Origin of the sequence: Gardnerella sp. 2492 (assembly GCF_050320365.1) — a bacterium.
Lineage (GTDB): Bacteria > Actinomycetota > Actinomycetes > Actinomycetales > Bifidobacteriaceae > Bifidobacterium.
The window spans coordinates 644,774-666,532 of record NZ_CP186952.1; the positions used below are offsets into that span (position 1 = coordinate 644,774).

At 45.5% G+C, this 21,759-nt stretch carries 8 protein-coding genes; 2 read left to right on the top strand and 6 right to left on the bottom strand.

The genetic code is table 11. The features are described 5' to 3' along the window. The first annotated feature begins 305 nt into the window (after positions 1–305). The gene (locus ACPFYS_RS02460; protein WP_427896795.1) at positions 306–725 is read left to right on the top strand and encodes an OsmC family protein; all 420 of its coding nucleotides are present in this window, start codon (positions 306–308) and stop codon (positions 723–725) included. 214 nt (positions 726–939) lie between these two features. Further along, on the top strand, positions 940–2,184 hold the full coding sequence (locus ACPFYS_RS02465; RefSeq protein ID WP_427877481.1) for a glycosyltransferase: 1,245 nt from the start codon (positions 940–942) through the stop codon (positions 2,182–2,184). A 288-nt stretch (positions 2,185–2,472) separates the two neighbouring features. Here ACPFYS_RS02465 and ACPFYS_RS02470 read toward each other — a convergent pair whose 3' ends face one another. The 6 genes from ACPFYS_RS02470 to ACPFYS_RS02495 all read right to left on the bottom strand — a co-directional run bounded on the left by ACPFYS_RS02470 (position 2,473) and on the right by ACPFYS_RS02495 (position 21,398). Beyond that, positions 2,473–3,498, bottom strand: a complete 1,026-nt coding sequence (locus ACPFYS_RS02470) for a universal stress protein (RefSeq protein WP_427877483.1) — start codon at positions 3,496–3,498, stop codon at positions 2,473–2,475. Positions 3,499–3,770: 272 nt separating this feature from the next. Beyond that, positions 3,771–4,667 carry a bifunctional hydroxymethylpyrimidine kinase/phosphomethylpyrimidine kinase gene (gene thiD / locus ACPFYS_RS02475; RefSeq protein ID WP_427877484.1) on the bottom strand — a complete coding sequence of 299 codons (897 nt, stop codon included), beginning with the start codon at positions 4,665–4,667 and terminating at the stop codon, positions 3,771–3,773. A gap of 405 nt (positions 4,668–5,072) precedes the next feature. Then, entirely contained in the window at positions 5,073–14,933 is a 9,861-nt protein-coding gene (locus tag ACPFYS_RS02480; RefSeq protein ID WP_427877486.1) for a hypothetical protein, read from the bottom strand. Positions 14,934–14,952: 19 nt separating this feature from the next. Next, positions 14,953–16,557 carry a class C sortase gene (locus ACPFYS_RS02485; protein ID WP_427877488.1) on the bottom strand — a complete coding sequence of 535 codons (1,605 nt, stop codon included), beginning with the start codon at positions 16,555–16,557 and terminating at the stop codon, positions 14,953–14,955. A gap of 526 nt (positions 16,558–17,083) precedes the next feature. Further along, positions 17,084–18,877, bottom strand: coding sequence for a SpaH/EbpB family LPXTG-anchored major pilin (locus ACPFYS_RS02490; RefSeq protein ID WP_427877490.1), 1,794 nt, complete (start codon positions 18,875–18,877; stop codon positions 17,084–17,086). 1,246 nt (positions 18,878–20,123) lie between these two features. Next, the gene (locus ACPFYS_RS02495) at positions 20,124–21,398 is read right to left on the bottom strand and encodes an AMP-dependent synthetase (protein ID WP_427877491.1); all 1,275 of its coding nucleotides are present in this window, start codon (positions 21,396–21,398) and stop codon (positions 20,124–20,126) included. Between the last annotated feature and the right edge of the window lie 361 nt (positions 21,399–21,759).

The following is a 21,759-nucleotide window of genomic DNA, read 5'->3' on the forward strand; positions in this document are numbered from 1 at the left end:
AAACGCTATCTTCTGCGATCGAGCGTTACGTAGCCAAGTCAACCAGAGACCCTAACGCAGAACGTATACTGCGGGAAGAACGAAAAAAACGATAATGTGCGTTACTCGCGCAGAACGCAAACTGCACTAGTAACGAAAAACCGATAATGTACGTTACTCACGCAGAACGCAAACTGCACTAGTAACGAAAAAACGATAATGTACGTTACTCACGCAGAACGCAATCTGCATTATCGCGACAATCGAGAGCAGAGTTACGATCCTTACGATAATATGAAGAAATACGATTGCAGCAAAGGAGCAAAATGCCTAGAAGAATATGGGTCGAGCGCGACGAAGATGGCACTTGGAAAGCTAAAAGTGACGACGGCGCAGTTTTAAGTTTTGGTCGAGGCGAAGGAATGTTTACTCCGGTTGAGTTGCTGCAGATTGCGTTGGCTGGCTGCACTGCACTTAGTAGCCAATATGCGGCCGAGCATGCGGTCGGCGCTGGTTCCGGCGCGCGCGTGGTTGTAAACGGCACTTACGATGCGGAAGAAGGAACTTACTTGCGTTTTCAGGAAGATGTTACGCTTGATGCCACTTGCGCAAAGCCAGCTCTTAGCGATGATGCTGCAGACGCACTTAAGCAACGTATGGAACGCCATATTTCTAAGGGTTGCACTGTTAAACATACTCTAGAAAAAGGTGCTGCAGTAAGAGTAAACGTTACGGTTCGCCATTAAAAGCGCAAAAGAGCACGCACGTCTCATTGAGCTTCCCAACGAGCATCTCTACACGCTTCCCCATGCGCTTTCCCACGCGCTTCCCCACTTCCCACACGCCGCACTCACAAATCTCCCAAAAATTCGCCACTTGTGGCACAATTGTGTACGAAAGATGCTAATACACTTGCGCAATACCAACGCCACGTATGCATGTATACAAACGGAGGAAGCTTTGAAAATCGCGATTTTTACAGAAACGTATCCGCCGTATATTAATGGCGTTGCAACGCAATCTTATATGCTTAAAAAAATGTACGAAGAGCTGGGTCACGAGGTTCTTGTTGTCACAGTCGGCTCCGAAAAGCAGCGCAAAACAAAGCTTGTAGATGGCGTTGTCTACGTTCCTGGCATATTACTAAAGAAGCTTTATAAGTATCGCGTAGCTCTTCCAATTGGCCACATGCGCAAGCAACTTCCACTAAAATTTAAGCCTGATATTATTCATATTCAAAACGAGTTTGGTATTGGCGAAATCGGCTTAGAGGTTGCGAAAAAAGAGCATGTTCCTGTAATCTACACTCTTCATACGGAATATGATAAATTCCTGTTTTATATCGGTTTGAAGCATTTTACTAACTTCTCGCGTAACCTTTCAGCGAAATATTTTATGCGATTCTCAAAAAACGCCACAATTATTACGAGCATGTCTTCTAAAGCTCAGGCGTATATAGATCGTCAAAAAGTTAATAAAAAAGTAATTGTGCTCAGCAATGCAGTTGAGTATAAGAAGTTCCTACCTACTCCCGAGCGTCTTGCTTTCCGCAAGGAATTTCGCAAAAAGTACGGCGTTTCTGACTCGACTAAACTGTTTGTGTTTGTTGGTCGCATAGGCGCAGAGAAAAATATTGCCGAGTTGATTGATAACTTCATGTACTGCGATTTTCCTCGCGATAAAGCTCGACTTTTTGTGATTGGCGGCGGCCCTGATTTGGAATCGTTGCGTAAGCATGTTGCTGAAAATGGTTTTGAGGATAGGATTTGTCTGCTAGGACCAATACCGCATACTGAAATTCCAAAGTATTTACACGCAATGGATTACTACACTACAGCCTCGCTTTCTGAGATGCACTCGCTTTCTATGCTTGAGGCGATGGCTTCCGGGCTGTTCGCGCTTGTAAAGCATGATTTGCCTAACGAAGATCAGATTATTAGTGGTCAAAACGGGTATCAGTGGGATACGCGTGAAGATTTCAAGACTGTTTTTACTAAAGTTTTGAATATGAGCGAGTCTGAGCAAGCGCAGTTGAAGACGAATGTTCTCGAGTATTCTAAAAATAATGATTTTAAGAGTCAAGCTCAGGAACTTCTGAAAATTTATGAGCGCGCAATCGCTATGAATAAGGAGAAGCTCGCTGAAAAGAAGGCCAAGCGCGATGCTAGACGCGCACGATTTATGCTGAAAAAACGCGATAAGTAAGAAAATTTATAATTTTTTGAAAAAGGCTATTGTTTTTTGCGAGTTTCGTGATACTGTTTTACCTTAATAACTTAAAATTAGGTTTAAATTTAGACGTAACTGAATAGACTAAATAGACTAAATAGACTAAATAGACAAATAGACTAAATAGATTAGATAGACAAATAGACGTAACTGACACTGAAACCATTAAAGAGCCTGGGATCATACGATTCCAGGCTCTATCTTCTTGTAGATACGATCTACATTAAATACGCTTTAAATACGTTCTATACTAAATCCACTCACTCACCTTAATGGGTCAATTGTCTGCTCGATTTCCTTTGCAGTATCAACACCAGCTTTTGGCACTTCTACCTCACGCACGCCGGAAATATCATCTAAGGAAGCTTTTTCACTTTGCTTCTGCGCTTCTGCAACCTGCGCTGCACTAAATTCCACGTACTTGCGTGGTACAACATACACTGGTCTTGAAGAATGTTGCAGCAATCCTTGGCTTATAGAACCAAGCAGAAGTCCTGTAAATCCGCCGCGTCCGCGCGAACCTACTACTACTAAATCGTGGTTTAGACTTGCTTGAGTTAAAGCGTCTACTGCTGAACCTGGTACTACAGTGCGGTGAATATTCAAATCCGGTAGACGCTTGAGAATTGGCTTTACTCGCTCCTCAAGATCGTCCATATACGATCCCATTACAGCCGTGTCACCTTCAGCGCCTTGTACGCTTGGTACTGCAGATATAACGTCAAGCTCAGCATGCCAACTGTCTGCCAAATCTGCAGCAATTTCTAGCGCTTTAAGTCCCCACTTCGACTCGTCTGAGCCTACTGCCACACGCGTAATTGTGTTATTTAAATGTATTCGCTGACCATCGTCATCAGTGTACGGCACTACTACTATCGGGCAGTATGCGTATGCCGGTAGCGACGAGCTTGTGGTTCCGAGTAGCCGTTCCGCTAATCCGCCTTTGCCGCGGTTGCCTATAACTATAAGCTGGTAGTTTCGTGATAACTCAACGAATACCGATGAAGGATCTCCTGTAACTATAAGCGTTGTTGCATCTACGCCTTGTTCTAACGCTACTGCTTTTGCTTTTGATAGTATTTCTTGCGCATCTCGATGTGCAGCATTGTCGTCTCCAATTGACGTGTAAGTTGCGTCGAATGAGACTGCTGCATAACTTGGTAGCGAATACGCGCACACAATTTGAAGCTGCAACCCTGCGTGCTTTGCATAATTCGCCGCCCACCACGCAGCTTTGTAGCTTGCGTGGGAGCCGTCTACACCTACTAGAACAGCCTTTTCCTGTACCATACTAGCCTCCTTCGTGCGCTCAGCGCTGCGTCTGCGCATAGCTGCGGCCTAACCACATTGTTCACCTGCGTATTTTGCGTACATTGCGTACATACATTGCGTATTTTGCGTACATTTAATTCTGTAACACAACACGCTTTATTACGCTTTTATACGTTTTAATACGTTTTAATACAAGAATACGCGAGATAAGCCGACGCGTCTAATGCTCGTGTTGTTGCGCTCGTGTTGTTACGAAAGCACTAAACACCGCAGTTCTAAACACCGCTGTTCTAAACACCGCGGCTCATGAATCGTACAGCGTGATTCACTGGACCATGACCGTGACCTACGTGCAGTTCGCTTCCGGCTGCAATCGCATCATGTAGCCAGTCTGTAGACCATTTAAGCGCACGTACTACAGTATCGTAATCATATAAACGTTTCTTTGCTCGCAAAGCGGCTCCAAGTTTTGTAGCTAGCGCGGATGAAAGCGAGCAGCCGGTTCCGTGAGTTGTGCTTGTTTCAACTCGTTCGCTTGGTATGTGCTGCTTATAGCCGTCTGGAAATACTACAGTGTTTCCTACGTCTTCACCTGTTAAGTGTCCGCCTTTTACGATTACTATTACATTATTTTTTGCAGCTAACATTCTTGCTTGATCGCAAGCTTTTGCGAAACTATCGGCTATTTCAGATCCGCATAATGACGCTAATTCCGGCACGTTTGGCGTTATTATATCGACGCAGCTTATGAATTTTCGCATTGCTTCTTCTGCTTCGGTTTTTAGTAGTCTTTTTCCGGATGTCGATACCATCACCGGGTCTAGCACGCTTACAGGAACCGGATTATCGCGCATCCAGTCTCGCATTGCTTCAATGTATTCCGTGCAGCCGAGCATGCCGATTTTTAGTGCGTCAACTGTGACGTCGTCGTACACACACGAAAGTTGAGTGCGGAAAAAGCTGACAGGCGGCGTGAATACTTCGCGCACTTCGTAAGTGTTTTGCGCAACCAAATTAGTTGGTATGCACATACCGTATCCACCTGCCGCCATGATTGATTTGAGATCTGCCTGTATTCCGGCTCCACCTGTTGGGTCTGTGCCGGCTACGCTTAAAACGCGCGGAATGATTGGCTCTGCTTGCTGCATAAGCGATTCAGTATGCTGTTTACTTGATACTAACGTCATAACTTTATTATATTGCGTCGCAGGCAAATATAGTTTCATGAGAAAGTATAGTTTATATTACATTTTGTTTAACGTGGCGCGAGTTTTGGCTGATGCTTGGCTGGCGGGTTTCTTGTGTGGCTGTGATTGGTGGGTGTTACTTGTCTCGCAGCGCTACGCTCTTATACCTTACTTAGACTTAACAGTTGCATAGTTAAGTTTAGTTTTTTACTTACTTTTTCTGCAAAAATAGTATTCGCCAACAAGATTATTACTATCGCTCCGCTTTTATATTGCTCGACCAAGCAACACCCACCCCTCACACACACGATATTCACTTAAACCGTATTATGAGTTGATTTTTGGCATGGCGCGAGTTTGGACTTACGCAAACGCTATAAGTCCAAACTCAGCAGCAATTACGCGTCAGCGTCGAAGCCACTTGAACAGATTGCCGCTTCGAAGCGCTTCAGCCGAAGCGTCGCAGTGCTTGCTGTCGGTTAGTGCGCCGAAACCGTTGCCGCTAAGCACTGAACTAAGCCATCCGCGCCTACCGAATGCACCGGATGCCAAGAACAGCGCCAACAGCACGCCGAACATGAAGCTGAACCATATTGCAGCCTGACCACCGCTGTAAGGCAGCGCAACCGGACGCACCAAGTATCCGAAGCTGAAGTAGCCGACTAAGCGACCCTTACCGTCGTTATCTTTATTATCAAAGTCTTCACTCTTGTTGCCGGACCTATCTTTTGCACGTCCGTACAAAGCGTACTCAACTCCACTGCCGTCAATCTTGAGCTGCTTGAACGCCGCAGTGTTTACGGAGCCATCATTGCTCATTATCGACTTGCAAGTGCCAAAATCAGTTGCGCCTCCAGCCTTCTTGACTTTGCACGCAACCAAGCTACGGTCACTGAGTCTAGAGAAGCTATCATAGTCGTCGTGAACATCAGCAAACAGAGTCTTTCCGCTCTCCTTGCTTTCCGACTTCGAAACTTTTCCGTCCTTGTCGTACACAGGATTACCCTCAACCGTGAGCTTAGAGTAGTCCTTCTCATCCATTGCTACAACGTAAGGATTCTTAGCATCTGTGTGCCCACTTAGAAGCGATCCTGCAGTTGCAGCAACAGTTGGCCCAACGTTATCAACAGGTATTACGTATACGCGCATTGCTGCTTCGTCGGTGCTGTCACCTTCCGCGTTGTACTTGGCTTTATTACGTCCGCGCGTGTTGAGCAGCGTATTATTCACCCAGCTATCACCTAGAGTCATCAGCTGAGTGCTTTGCGGATTAGCAAACACCTTATCGTTCTTTGTAATATGGAAGTCGTCTTTGCCTGTGCCTGTTGCAATAGCTCCAGAGCTACCCCACGCAGCTATGCCATTGAAGCTGGTTTCATCTATACTACCGTTAGTTTCGTAAGTTTTGCCTTCGCCACCAGTAATACGGTCACCGCCACCACCACTGAGGCCTCTACCATCACCTCTCCAATTAGCAGAAGTCATGTCAATAATGTTTACGTATGACGTTAAGTGAGAAGTGTTGTGCTCGCTATCACCGCTAGGAGCGCCGTTACCAACAGAACCGCCAGTATCGCCACCTTCCGGCGTATACACGTAGAAGTTGTTATCAATCATCTTGTAACCGTTTCGGCCAACAATAACGTCGTTTTCTTTATACTCGCCATCAACCTTGCTGCTACCTTTTACTTCGCGCAGCGACGGCTGGCAGTCGTACAAGTTGTAACCTTTACCGCACTCTTTTTCAAGTCTTACGGTATTCGGCTTCAGCACAATTCCCGACTGCAGGTCGTTAAGCGTAAACGGCGCTTTAGTGCCGAGGTTGAATAGATAGAACAGCGATTTTCTGTCTGGAGACAGCTTAAATCCTGGGTCGTCTTTTCGATTATTAACGTACTGATGATTCCACGTCACCAAATAGTCGGCTGCTTTATCTTTATCGCCATTAGTATTGTCAAAGTTTTCAGGCGCGCGAAGTCGAGCAAATCGCGTAATCTGCTTGATTCTAGGCAGCGGCACGAGTATGCGGCTTCGCCAACCGCGCGTCAATACGGCTACGTCTTGTATATTCCCGGCTCTGCCTCCGTAATTATCTTCAGGGAAGTTGTTCGGCTTAGCTACGTGTGGATTATGGCTAGTATCGTAGTCGTTTTCCTTAAACGTCACCATTGCTTGGCCTGGACTTAATGTTATTTCATCGTTTGAAGTGACTTCGCTATCGCTTTTAATCCAGTTTCCGCTTCCGTTTTCTTTGTGTAATTCGGTTTTGATTGCGTGCTTTTCGTCGCCGCTTAGCAGCATTGGGTGCACTTGCACAATACGCCTGTGCATTGCTACGCCGAAGTACACGCAGTCGGAAGGATGCTGACCTTTAGACCATGCGTCTGCAGAAACATTATCTGGCCTGCACACTTCACTTGGTTTTTCTTTTGCTAATTCCATTGGCAGGACGTTATCATCATCCTCTTGTTTAGCAAGATCCACTGTGTTACCTGCGTCACGATCCTTACCATTTGAACGCACTTTACCTGATTTTTCACCAGTTCTAGCGTCTTGGTTGTCGTCAGAGTCTTCAACGTCGCGTAAACCTGGCATTGGGGACCACGGCCCTGCATACCAACCTGTACGGCTGCGCGCTCGGACTACGCTGCCTGGTTCCAAGTAATTAGGCGTGAAGCGAACATCACCATTAGACGCATCAATGTATATACCAGGACCTTTTGTATTATACTTGTCTTCACCATGCCATCCTCTTATTTCTTTTGCAGGATTGTACCCCTCGCAAGGCAACCAGTATTTACGACCAACAGCCGCACCTTTATGCCTCCAGCACATTGCAATTTTTTTACCAATGTCGTAGGACTGCTCATTACTTCCACCGGTACTTCCGTTTGCACTGCTGGCCGCAACGGTGTATTCCTTCCTAGGATGGAAGTAAATAACCATTCGTGTTGCAGCATACTCACGACCATACATTTGCTGCGACGGTTTTACCAATACTCCATTATTTAACCCTGAAGTATCAGCTCCTTCATTTTGATAAAGCCAATTTTCCTCAGTAGTTGGCTTTTCGTGCGTATTTCCATCGTACGCAACTACGCTAGGCCCCGGAGCTTCTTTCCACGTTACTCTGAAGCATCCTACAGCAGTTTCATCGCTATTTTTACCGGCGCTATCTGTAGTTGAAGCAACCATCTTGAATATAGTGTCCCCAGGTTTATTGCCTCTGTTAGATTCAATAAACCTTTGAAGCGATTTAATATACTCTTTTCCACGTTTAACAAACTCGAGACTCTTAGCTCCGTCGCAATTGTAACTATTACCGCCCGTGCTCTTGCAAACGAGAATTTTCACGCGCAAATTATCTTCAAGAACTTTACTTGATTTACCTTCTTTTGGTTTCGGTTCATCATTCTCATATTTTGATTCAGGCTGTATAGTCTTGTCGTACGCATTGAAGTCATCATCCAGCTTCAAATTATCAATTAAGTGTATAGTAGCGTTATCTACACTACCGTAGCTATCTCTCTTATAAGCCGGGTTATACCATACTCTGTCCAAATCGAGCGGATCTTCGCCACTTCTCAATCCGCACTGGCCATGGTTGTTTTGATTCATCAGGCAATCACCATGAATATTCCACGGCTTACCATTTTTGTCATACTTCTTCGCACTAATCGTCGGCTTTTTGCCGTCCACAGGCATGAACCACACGTTAATTACGTTCGTGGTAACGTCCTGTATTACATCATTTTTATCAAAATCATTATTTCTCAGTAGCAGATCGTTCATTATTAGGCCGTTACGCACGAACAGTTGCGCGTGCATAAATGGTCGCTTGTTGAAGTATCTTTCTGCAGCTTTCTGATCACCTTCTCCGGGCACATATGGCACATTATCGTAATCATTCACCGAATTAACGCCTTTATTCTCGGTTATAATGTCGCCAATGTTTTCGTTATCTGCTTGACCGTTAAAATACTTTCCTCCAGGCATAAGGAAGTCTTTACGGATTGTGTACTCGCTACGCTCATCTTTTGTTCCGGCGTCTATGAGCTTATCCGTAATAGGAACTTCAGTCTCATCAATCATGTTCACATCAACGTTGTCTGCAAAAGAGCCAGGATTTCCACCATGCTCATCAGGGGTATACTTAACTAAATCAAGCACGTTTTCCCACTGGCATTTTCCAACATTATCGTCGCTATACCAGCTTGGAGTACACGTATCATCATTAGGAGCATAACCAAAACTCAATCCGCGTCTTGGCAACTTACCGTCCCAGCCTCCGTTACCTTCTGGACCATACAGAATATCATGCTTATTCTTCGAACCGTCAAGAACTTTGCTAAGCGAAGGTTGCGGCTTATTTGGATCTTGAGCTTTTGGTACGCCTTTAATTAAATTAAGCACAGCATCCGTGTTAAGCCTTTTACCAGTGTTGATATTCCACTTGTACACTAAATACTGCGTACCGTATTGTTGGTTTCCTCGCATTTCGAGGCCCGGGTCACTTTCCCTTCCACCAACCTTTGTACCTTTAAGTTCCCACGTATAATCTTTGCGCATGTCTACGAAGCGCGTCACCTTATTCATAACAGGGTTCAGCTCAGTTTTATCGCTTGTTTCTAGCTTTTCAAAAACAAGCGTTTTCTTCGCATAGTCCATATTAGAAATGTTATCCATTTTAGGATCTGGACCGCGTTCCATAACTCCGTCTAGGCACAGCTTCCACTGCAAGTCGCTACTATGCTTGTCATCCGCCTTGCAAGAATACTTATGCTTCGATTCACCGTATGCGTAAGTAAGAGAGTGGGAAGTATCGTACTTGTCGTATTTATCGTACTTATCTTCGCCTTTAATGCCGATTTCTTCCTCGCGGTAGCCAAAAAGCCTGTAATTCTTAGGGTCGTGACGCATCCAAGTAAGCAATGCTCCCTTTTCTGCGTCGTTTAACTCGTACGGGCTTACTTGCACTAAGCCATTTGGCCATGTAATTTTCAACGGAAGTGGGTCGGATTCTTCCGAAACTCCGGTGAGTTGCCAAAGACTGGTTTTAATCTCGTCCATAGCTTTTGCCGAGGCTCCCGTTATGCCAGCATCCACATAAATTCTGGAGCCAATTTCCGCAAAGTATTCCGGAATCGTAATATCGCCAGTTTGTGGATCGAACGTAATTTCGCAGCTTCCGTCCGGAGCTTTTGCCGGGTCGCAACCAGGAATCTTGCCTTTTAGATCCGTAATCACTCGCTTAGAGTACTTTTCTTTGAGCTGCGTATCACTTGGATTTCCTGCAGCACGGTCGTCGTCAGCATCTCGATCCTGTTTTTCAGCGTCTTTATTTCCCTCTTCAGGCGCATTAGAATCGCTTGCTTCGTTCTGCTTTTCGTTCTGCTTCTGCTCAGCATGCTTTTCGGAATTCTTTTCGTCCTTTTGCTCAGTATTACGCTCGTCATTACGCTCGGACTTTTGCTCAGACTTTTGCTCAGCATTCTGCGAATCTTCAGGTTTATTACCGGCACTACCAGCGTTCTTGCCGTCGTTCTCCTTAAGCACAGCAAGCTTTACACTACCGCGCCTTCCAGGAACATTACGCTTCTTAGAATTCTTCTTAGAACGCTTCTTAGCTGTCTTATTCTTAGCATTCTTCTTAGTCGCTTTAGAAATCTTCAAAGAAGCAGGCTTGTTGTTAGTTTGCGGCTTATTAGCTTGTTCATCCTGCTTATCCTGCTTATTTTCTGACTTCTGCGACTTCTGCTGCTGACCTTGCTGATCCTGCTTACCCTGCTGATTTTGGGTAGAGTTCTCCCCTGGTTTAGTATTATCAGTTTTTTCGCTATCAGCTTTAGCTTTGTTGTCAACTTTCGCCTTGCCGTCAGCAGCCTTGCCGCCAGCAGCCTTACCGCCAGTCGATTTGTCGTCAGCTTTCTCCTTGCCGTCAGCCGACTTGTCATCGGCCACTTTATCCTCAGCTGCATCTCTGTCCTCTAAAGCAGCCCTATCTGCATCAACCGACCTAGCGCGTCGAGAGCCTACCAACTTCGGCGTATTACTTCTACCATCAGTATTCACCTGATGCCACGGCTTTCCTAAGCCGTCTCTCTGAATAATAATGCCGTAGCAGCTACCATCTGAAGGACACTTTTCATCAAAACTCTTATGCTTTTTACTTAGTACAGGGTCAACTACAGGCTTGTTTTTACCACGCGCCCAAATGCGTACCATAATCGAGCGCACGCGCTTATCACCATCCCACGGCTTTACGCGCCCAACGTAATACTTGTAGTCTTTACTCGTATCCCTACGTCCGTTTTTATCTACGTTATTGCCAACTTCCTTCGTGCGCTTATCCCACCAAACGTTTGGCAAACCGTAATCTTTAGAAACAATAATCAGCCTAATCTTCTTAAACACTGAGTTTCCTGCAGCATCCCAACCGTGGAATATAAGATCGTGAATACCGTCAGATTGATCCTGATCTTTAACCGTAGGCGAACCTTGAGCTGGATTATTATCCTTTTCCAAATCTTTCTTTAGAACCCAGCCTTCTTGATCTTTATCAGTGTGAGGCATACTACTACCATGATTAAAATCGTCGTATTGTATAGTCTTAAAGTGGCCGCCGCCTTTATGATCAGGGTCATCGTCTTCGTCAACCTTAGGGTCATTAATCATCTTGAAGTCATCACGGAACTTATCTCCAACATACTTCTTAACCGTATCCGGCTTCATAACGCCAAGAAGTATTTTCGTATCGTCATGACCCTTAACCCAGAACTTAATTTTGCTTCCAACAGCAATTCTCATACCATCTTCTGGCACTTCTTCAGCATCGCCATTATTTACGCTCACTTTTACATCAAGCTTTGGATCCTCATAGTCAACATAAGCAAACACAACAGGTATAACAGTAGTTGAGTTATCCCAGAACGTAATCTTCGCGTACTTTACAAACACAACATTTGGCAAAACTGTAGGTTCCTGGCCATCTTGCAACTGCGCACTATACTTGTTGCGCATCCAAGTGCCGTACTGCCTATTGATTTTCTTTATAACATCCTGCTTGTCTTCGTCTGTTAATTCATCCCCCTGCTTTGCATTTTTTGGAGCGTTACTTATATACCAAATATTGCGTTTCGTAGCATCCTGAGGAGTAGGCCAGCACGCAGACGTTGCAGCGTCACGGTTTTCAACGTCCGCAGACCGCTCAGTATTAGCCGAACGCATGCTTGCGTCAACAGCGGACCTATCACCGTTAGATGCGGACCTATCCCTATTCATTTCATCCTTATGCTCATCCAAAATCTTAGAGTGAGCGCAAGGATTTAGCACACTTACAACAGGCACTTTTGCAGCAATTTTTACATCCGCATCTTCCAACGTGTTTTTACGAGGCTGCTCACCCCATTGGTCGGTCCATTCAACGTTGTACACAGCGTTTTTACGAAGATTATCGTTAGCGTCGTTGTCTTTAGAATCTTTGTAAGTTTCGTCAATAGGATACGCCGTAGTTTTGCCAGAATCTTGCCGTACGGAACCATACTTTATGTTAGTGCCGTACATATTCGTATTTACAGGAAGGAACAAGTTAGGGTCAAAAGCCATTACCTGCTTGTATAAATGCGCCCTATTTTTCACAAATTGCACGAAAGTCTTAGGATTCGGAAGCGGCTTATCGTAATTGTAATACTTTGGAGCAGTTGGACTTGTTTTATCGTCAATCCACTCCTCGGTTTGCAAAGGCTTAAACACGTCCGTTTGCGTAATAATCCTATACCACAAATCCTGCGTTTCACTAATGCGATAATAGTCGTTACTGTACTTTAGTTGCAGCTTATGCCTTCCAGGCGTTGAATCAACAGTATTGTGATCCCCCACACCAGGAGTACGGAACCACTGATTGCCTCGAGCGTAACCGTTATTAGGAGAATAATAATCTGGGAGCAGACGAATATTATCATTCACTTGAATAGCAGGAGAATCATATAAAGGCTTATTTACTAAATTCAGAAGAACACTTGAGAACGTAATACCGTAATTAGAAAGGTAGTTACCATTATTGCTGTTATACGGCCCCAAACCAGTTCCCTTAAGGAAGTGCCACCTTGGAGCTTGAACATCCATAATTCGCGGCGCACCATACCACTGCTGGTACATAGTGGTATACATATACTTACCACGATTACGGCCAAAACTTATTAACGAATACTTAGAATTATTCCCAAACGGATCAGTCCGACCGTAAAAAGCAGTATTATTCCTTCTGCCGTAGTAAGATCCTGCAGCGTAGAAGAACGAATCGTTCTCGTGCCCAGGCTGAGTACTGGTAGTGAAATGAATCTTATAAGTGTAAGGAACTTCATAATCGCCAGATTCCTTATGAACTTCATTCACAAAACTAAAGACGCGCTGAGTATCAGTTTCTATAGACTTGTAAAGATTTTTTACGATAGCCATGTACGCAGGAGAGTATCCTCGCCCGTAACTACCTTCTGTCTTAGGTGCAATCTTGTGGACGCCATCATCCGGAGCCGCATAACTCGAAGAACTAATGCAAACTAAACCAGATCCATCTCGGCAAGAACCAATAACTTTATCGCTATTTAAGTCATCACTACTTATGGATTGAGGAAGAAGTCTAGAATAGTTTCCGTTTTGACTGTCGTCACTGCCGCTCATCTTATCCCAAGCTGCGGTAAGATCATCACCCGGAGCAAAATCGCTACTCTTCACTTCCTTGCTGCACAAACCGTTAGGATTATCCCACGAGAATGAGCAAGTTTCGCGAGGAGGGTTGGCAATATGCTGTACCTCCTTTTTGTACATTGCAGTTTCTTCCCTACCCGTGTACAGGACTCGCTGAATGTACTGCCTTCCACCTTCGCTACCCTTGTCCAAAGTCTGACCTTTTGGAACCGTAAAGTAGTTAAGAGCATCAGCTGCACCCTGCGTGCGGCCACCCATGTTAAAGATTATGTCCCACACGAAGCCGCCGCCGGAAAGCTTAGGCGTGCGCTTTACGAACACAAAGTCTGCAACATCATCCAAAGGTAACTTATATACATCCATGCCGTTACCTTGCGGGCTAATAGTCATATCGCGCAAACGCTTCATAATATACGTGCCTCTAGGGTACGGCGTGAAGTACGTTTTACCAAAGTGGTTAGTTCCGGAAGGATCTTCAGGCACAGAGCCATTCTCATAATGTCCACGAGGATAATCAACAGCACCGTTTACTGTTCCAGAATTGTGCATGTAACCTTTAGCGTTTACATCCAAATCGTGGCCGTTTGTAGCACGAGCGCCAGCACCATCGCCTTCGACAGTAAAGCATTCGCCGCGAGCATAATCCTTACCGCAGCCAGGATGATACACTTCGTAAGAATCACGTTCACCACTGCGTTCTTGTGCCTCGCGGTTTTGCTCTTTGGCTTTTTGTTCTTGTAAGCGTTCAATAATTGGTTTACTTGCGTCGTCTGAAGACTGCTTATCCGAATTGTATAATCCGGAGCCATAAGAACCGGAGCCATAAGAATCAGCAGAATAGTAACCAGCAGAACCATAAGAACCAGCGGAACCAGAGTTCCCTAATATCTTGTCCAAGTCATTTGCGCGATTACCGGCACCTAATTGCATAAATGGAGGCAAGCTATTGTAGTAATCTCTGTTCGCAGCACCGGCAGCACCATCAACACCAGCACCGGCAGCACCGGCAGCACCGGCAGCACCATTGCCGCCGTAATTGTATTGGTTTCCACTGCTCTCAAGCAATTTTTCAAAAGGCGTTTTATTCGACTGGCTATTATTATTCTGCATAGCCCTTAGCTTTTTAAATGGATTCCTAACGCCATTCTCGTCAATATAATCATCGTCAGAAGAATTACCAGAAGAATTACCGGCAGAAGCGCTAGCAGAATTACCAGCAGAATTACCAGCAGAATTACCAGCAGAATTACCAGCAGAATTACCAGCAGAATTACCGGCAGAAGCGCTAGCAGAAGCAGAGTGAACAGGCTCAAAAGCTACAGCAGTACTAGTGCTGATGCAAGTCGGCAACCACATCGCCGCCGAAATCACGCAAATAAGCGCAATCTTAGCTGCACGCACAGCAAATCGCCCAATCCAGACGACAGCATTACGCAAAATCGCCCAAATATCACTCATTATTCCACCTAAATTCTTCTTAACCATTTTTACGCAGTGTCCCTGTACTGTGTTTTGATTTGTTTTTTTACGCGGCAAAACATCTATAAGATGAACTGCCACACCAACCCGTTTATACGTTTCACAAACCGAGTATGTCCATAAGCCAATCGAAAGTTTTTTCACGCTTCTTACGACGCGTTATTTTGCCACTCGCTTTGATACGACCGTCAAAGTGACCGTCAAAATCTTTCTGAGCAAAGTCTTTCGAAGCATTTGATTTCGACTTATTCGATTTCAAGCTTCGTGACTTCAGTCTCTTCGACTTCAAGCTTTTCGCTTTTGGTCTTTTTAGAGGCATCTGCTCAATCGCCTGAGCTTCAGCAGACTCCAAATCTTCGAGTGCCATCGAAGTCCTAGTCAAACCAGACTTACCGCGACCGGAAGCACTTCCAGCACTTCCGGCGGAGCCAACTCGACCACGCTGCTTGAACAAATCTCCAATACTTGCCGATCCGTCAAACACGCCACCGCTTTCACCATCAGCAGCAGCACGAGCCTCGCGCATACGCGAACGGTAGCGCAACGAAGCCTGATCCTGCCTAGTAAGCACGGAAGCAGAAGTCACCGCAAACTCAGCAGTATCGTCGTTAGCCTCATCTTCTTTCTTTTTCTTCTTAACAACCGGCAAACCAGCCCAGTAAATGTAGCCGCACACAATACCAAAGCTTGCCACGCTCCACACAATCCACCACGGGAATCGCGGAATATCAGGCTTTTTACCTCGAAGCGCCTTATCCGCTGCAGGCGTTGGTACCACGCGCTCACCAGTAACCAAAATGCGCTGCGTATTAATACCAAGCGGCGTGCAAGTGATCAGCGTCACCAAATCCTTACCAGGAACGGCCGCAATCTTCTTCGTCTCGTCCGGATTCACAACGATCTTGTCAATGACTTTGTAAGTAAGTATCTCGTCAAAAACTTCGATCGTAAAAGTGTCACCTTTGTCGACTTCGTCCAGCCTGGTGAACATTTCCGCACTCGCAAGACCTCGGTGGCCGGTTATAACTGAGCGTGTGCCTTTGCCGCCAACCGGAAGCGAAGTTCCACGCAAATGACCAAGACCCTTCAGAAGAGTGGCATCTTCTGTGCCGTGGTACACAGGCAAATCAAGATCAATTTTTTTGATTCGCAAACGAGCCATCAGCCCGTCGTCGTTCACTTTCAACTGATCCCAATAATCCTGACTCACATCGGAAGTAGCTCCGTGAGAAGTAGGAATGTTTGTGTTTGCCTCGTAGATAGCACCCGACGAAAGCTTGCTATTGTACTCGCGTGCGCGGCGGAGCTGCTCGTGAGGTGCAGGAACCGCATGTGTGATGAGGCTCGCGTACTCTGCTGCAACTTGCGACATACGATACTGGCTTAACCACATTGCGGCGTGCGGGTAGATAAGCGACGCGAACGACGCTATCAGCAGCAACGCCGGAATTATGCAGGATTTAGAAAATCGCCACTTTCTGCGGTTAGAGGTTGCTTTGGTTTTTTGTGGTTTTTTGGATTTTTTGTTTGCTTTGTTTACTTTGGTTGCTTTGGTTGCTTTAGGTTTTTGGTGCTTTTTAGGTTTGATGAGGTTTGTGCCGCCGTCACTTGGATAAGACCGAGCGTCACGATGACCGTGTTCATTACGATAATCGCGTCGATCTGGCTTAACTGCAACAATGCGACTCTCAAAAAACCTAAACATGTTAGCAAATCCTAATGAAAGCATTCGTGTGCAAGAGCAACTCGTGGCGCGAGTTTCAGATAATCCCACTTGCCGTGGCGCGAGTTTGTGGAGATTTCTCTCCTCGCATGCGCGACGACCTGCTTGAGCGTGAGCGTTACGTAAGTTCGTAGATTTAGGCTTATGGAGTGGATGTGTGAGATAGGAATTACTTGTCTCGCAGCGCTACGCTCTTATACCTTACTTGGACATAGCGGTTGCATAGTTAAGTTTAGTTTTTTACTTACTTTTTCTGCAGAAATAGTATTCATCAAAAAACTATTACTATCGCTCCGCTTTTATATTGCTCGACAAGCAATTCCTATCCCACACTACCAATAAACCGATAGTGTTCTCTGGCACACGACAACCTGCTTTCACAACTAATCTGCTCAAACCGGTTGCGCAGCTTGGCTTGGAACCAAACTGTGCAACCGGCAGAGCAAATCAGCTGAGCAAATCGTCCAAGTCTCTCAACCGACCAGTCACTCAACCAGCCGAGTGAGTTTTACTCCTGTTCTTGCTCCTTGCGACGCTTCATCACGATGTAGAAGAATGTGCCAACGATGCCAACAATGCCGCAAACCGTCAAAATCACCAAGCCGCGAGCACCAGTCATAGGCAATGCCGCGAGAATCTTATCCAAGGCATTAGACTGCTTGTTGTTAATCGTCATGGTATTGTCTTTAACTTTATCGTCACCAGCAGTAAGATTCTTGCAGTGAAGCGTGTCATCAAGATTGAATCCATCTGGAGCCTTAGTTTCAACTGCGCAATAAATGTGCGAAGTCTTATCACCATTACCAACGAAGAAGGAATCCGAAGTCTTACCATCTTTACCGGTAGGAGCCATTTCGCGGACGTCATTTTCAGTGGTCACTAACTTACCACTAACATCAGCTAATTTTTTATTAGTAAAATCAGTTAATGTCGCACTATCAACAGCTTTATACACCTTGAATACTGCACCTTCCAAAGGCTTACCATTGTCCTTAGAAGTAGTCTTGCCTTCCTTCGTTTCTTCTTCACTCAAGCCGATCTTATCAATGGTGAGTGTAGCGAAATTAGTGGTGTCTTCACCTTCGTGAGGATTGTTTGGATCTTCCTTACATGGAACTTTCTTAGTTGGAACGCAGCCAGGAGTTTTATCTCCTTCACCGGTTGCAACTCCATCTACGTCAGTGTTTATGTAGTTCTTAATATTTCCAGGATTAATAACTGTTGTTACAACTGTTGCTGTAAGTTTACCGCCAACTTTGGCAGAAGCCTTAGTCAAACCATTGCCGACAAGCTTAACGCGAATCCACTTGACTGTCTTTATATTTTCATCAGTCAAACTGTCTATCTTCGTAGGGCTGGTACCAATTGAAGAATAAGCTTCAACTTCGTACTCGTCTGCATTTATATTTTCAGATGTATTCCCATCTTTACTAACAACCTTCACATTTTCAACCTTGCTATAGTTCAAGAAGTCTGTGTTAATTGGATCAGTGAAGGAAACATTAGTATATTTATCGCCACGATCTTTGATAGCGGTGAGAGGGATGGAAATATCCCAACCCATAGTCGTCTTCGCAGCATCTTTTTTACTAGCAATGAACAACTGGCTTGGAGCAGACTGAGCTTTCTTCTCAACCTTGCTTTCACTGACATCATTCTTTGGATAAATCTTTACATTGTAAATCCACTCATGAGTCGTAGTGTTTGGAAGAGGAACCGTTACAAGGAATGGATTAACTTGCTTAGTAACCTTAGTAGGCTTGCCATCTTTCATAGGCTTGCTATTAGCCAAGTCTTCCTCAACCAAGTACAAGCCGTATGTTTTGCCAAGGTCGAATTTTGTAGAACCATCATCACCAGTTGCTTGTTCTTTAACATCACCAGCGGTCTCAGAAACCTTCAACTTAGCATCAGTCAAAGCCTGAGCAGCAGTTTTATTTTCAGTCTCTAATTTCTCGATGGCTTTCCAACCAGACGTCTGAGACAAATCAATCTTGTTGCCGCTAGAATCAAGAATTGGAGTAAGCTTGAATTTCACGCCAGAAATTGGTTTTTGTGTAGCTGGAATAGTCTGCTCTTTACCATTATTCCTGACCGTTGCAGATTCAGGACCTTCATACTTGTAAATAGTAATAGAAGTACTCTGATTAGCTTTAATATTCGCGGTGTTTTCACCTTGAGCAGGTGTATCACCTTGATCACCAGCCCACGCGATGGATCCGGCGACGCAGCAGGTGCCAAGTGTGCACGCCGCGGCTACGAGTGCCACGGAACGCTTCCATGAAATATTTTTTAGTCGCATATTTCCTCTCTTCTGACAATAAGCGAACCTTTTTATTCGATATTTTGTTGTCACATGCGAAGAGACATCGATGATAAGGAAATAACATCATAACAACCACTTAATGCAGCTCTGCATATCCATATCACCCGGCTGTTCGCAAGCAAGTTGTGCGCACGCGCTCAACCTTGAGTACATATCAGTTTAAACACGCTAAGGACTAAAAAATGCAAAATTGTATCATAAACAATTGTTTATACTTTTGAACATGTTACCCCCCCCCCCCGGTGCAAATCCCTTGAGAATCAACGGTTTTATTGAGTGTCAAAATGCAAAATTGCCGTTTTTCCCCCAAAATTCGCTTTCCCAAATTTTTTAGCACCAACATCATCGGCGTGTCGCGCGCCCTCCATCTCCTCTCCCTCTCCCATCTCCACACCCCAAGAGCAACTCAGTAACTACGCACTCCGTTACTCGCGCAGAGCTCCAACTGCGCTAGTAACGAAAAATCGACATTATACGTTACGCGCGCAGAACACGCACTGCAGGAGAAACGAAAAACCGGCAAAATGCGTTACTAGTGCAGAACACGTACTGCAGGAAGAACGAAAAAACAGTAGAGAGCGTTACTAGCGCAGAACACGTACTGCGCCAATAACAAACAACCGCAGCGCGAGCGAAAGTTCTTGCTTTAGGTGGCGCGAGTTTGGGGGGATTTCTCTCCTCGCATGCGCGACGACCTGCTTTCGCGCAGCACTGCGCGCGCGAAAGCAACTCGGAGCGTGAGCTTGCTCAGACGGAAAGTCCAGTGGACTTTCCGTGCAAGCTCAGCCGAACGGCGATTAGCCGTGAGGACAGCGCTGCGCTCTTATACCTTACTTAGACTTAACAGTTGCATAGTTAAGTTTAGTTTCTTTACTTACTTTCCCTGCAAAAACAGTTATTCATCAATAAGACTATTAACATCGCTCCGCTTTTATATTGCTCGACCAAGCAACACCCACCCCTCACACCAATCTCAATATCGCACCACACCAAAATCAGACACTAACGCAGAACGCAATCTGCACGAATGTCTGAAGATAGGCGAAATCAGACACGCGCGCAGGGCGCAATCTGCGCCAGTGTCCCAAAACAAGCAAAATGAGACACTAGTGCAGCGCACCAACTGCACGCGGGTCTGAAAACTGCCAACTAGAGACACTCGCGCAGCGCGACGTCTGCGCCAGTGTACCAAAACCGCAGCGTGCGCTCTAAGCGCTCGTTATCAGCCAACGCGCATAATCCGCGGCACACCAGCATCAACAAGCTTCCGCTCAATATTCTTAACGCCAATAACATCCGCAAAATTAAAACGCACAATCTTACTCACGCCGCACTCCCTAAAAAGCACCGACTCACGCTCCGCCTGCCTATCAATATTGCGGTTAATAGCGGCCTGACTGTAGGAATTACGCAACATTTGGTTATCAGTAGACGAATTAAAATCTATATTCGCATGAGCCGCATTAGTTGAATCAACAAAATACTTGCCATATCCATCAAGCTCGCCAACAATCAGCCCGCCTCCCGGAAGCTGCCACAAAAAATCACACCTATACTTAACCCCAGAATTAGGCGCAACGAATTCGTGCTGTAGCTCCGGCACCATAAACCCAAGATCAATCATCGTGCCGCGCGCGAAAGACTCGCCGCCGTTCTCGCTTAATCCGTTCGCAAAACAGCAGAGACGGCGCAATTTAAAAAGCGAATCCGCATTGCTATCGGCACAAACTACGCCACTAACACCAAAGCCGCCAGAAAAGCCACTACCAAAGCCTCCGATTCCACCGCCGTCTCCGACACTGATTCCGCCGTATCTTCTTCCGCAAATCTCAAGAACCTTGTTAAAATTCACGTTATCGCGCGCAGCAGAATCAAAAATCGGCAAAGCAGCCCTAAAACTCATAGTATTCGCAACATCAAAAAGCATCGTACTTTTATCAACAACACGACTTCTAATCTCATAACTTACCCTGTCGCTTGAATGCGGAAGTGTAATAAGCCGACCGTCATACTTGCGACTCGGCTGCACAATGCGCACGTCGTCGCTTGTGCCGTCCTGCTCCCTTCCGATTGCGCGAATACGATGCAATTGCGGATTATCGTGCGTAGATTTGTTAGTTGTTGAGCGAACATAAATCTGCGTTGGAAGCGTTTGCAAATTAATACCCTGCGAAGCGCAATCGTCACCAGCAAACGACGCATCGTAATTCTCTACGACGTTATATCCAAGTAACGCTGCCCCAGTAGAGCCGGTAAATTTCCAATCCGGATAAAGATCCATCAAAGAAAGCGCTATATGACGTATTCGTTCTGACGTATATAGCTTCTGCCAGTACTCAGTTTGCGCGTAAAGATTGCGAAAAGTGCGCAAAAAAATGCCGCTTTTCACGCGTTTCTTTAGATACTGCTTTTGCGCATTAGTAACTGGCCGAATACACGTACGCTCTTGTTCAGCGTTTGAAATCATTCTGATAGTACTGGTACTTGCTGCAATCATACGACTGAGGCTATTCGACTTGACAATACTTGCGCAAGCAAATTAATACATTGTGGATATAGGGTATTAAGTGCACGAAAATAAGTAGTTACGTAAGATTACGTAACACTACGCAAGAGACACGCGCGCAGCGCGACGTCTGCGCCAGTGTCCCAAAACAAGCAAAATGAGACACTAGTGCAGCGCACCAACTGCACGCGTGTCCGAAAACTGCCAACTAGAGACACTCGCGCAGCGCGACGACTGCGCCAGTGTCCCAAAACAAGCAAAATGAGACACTAACGCAGAACGACGACTGCAGGAGCAACAAAAAGGAGCTTCAAGCCCGAAAGCTTGAAGCCCCATTTCATATCAGACTAGC

What these genes read in the sequence shown, in the direction of transcription:
- ACPFYS_RS02460 (WP_427896795.1), top strand. Translation starts at nt 306, where the DNA reads ATGCCTAGAAGAATATGGGTCGAGCGCGACGAAGATGGCACTTGGAAA.
- ACPFYS_RS02470 (WP_427877483.1), bottom strand. Translation starts at nt 3,498, where the DNA reads ATGGTACAGGAAAAGGCTGTTCTAGTAGGTGTAGACGGCTCCCACGCA.
- thiD (WP_427877484.1), bottom strand. Translation starts at nt 4,667, where the DNA reads ATGACGTTAGTATCAAGTAAACAGCATACTGAATCGCTTATGCAGCAA.
- ACPFYS_RS02485 (WP_427877488.1), bottom strand. Translation starts at nt 16,557, where the DNA reads ATGTTTAGGTTTTTTGAGAGTCGCATTGTTGCAGTTAAGCCAGATCGA.
- ACPFYS_RS02490 (WP_427877490.1), bottom strand. Translation starts at nt 18,877, where the DNA reads ATGCGACTAAAAAATATTTCATGGAAGCGTTCCGTGGCACTCGTAGCC.
- ACPFYS_RS02495 (WP_427877491.1), bottom strand. Translation starts at nt 21,398, where the DNA reads ATGATTGCAGCAAGTACCAGTACTATCAGAATGATTTCAAACGCTGAA.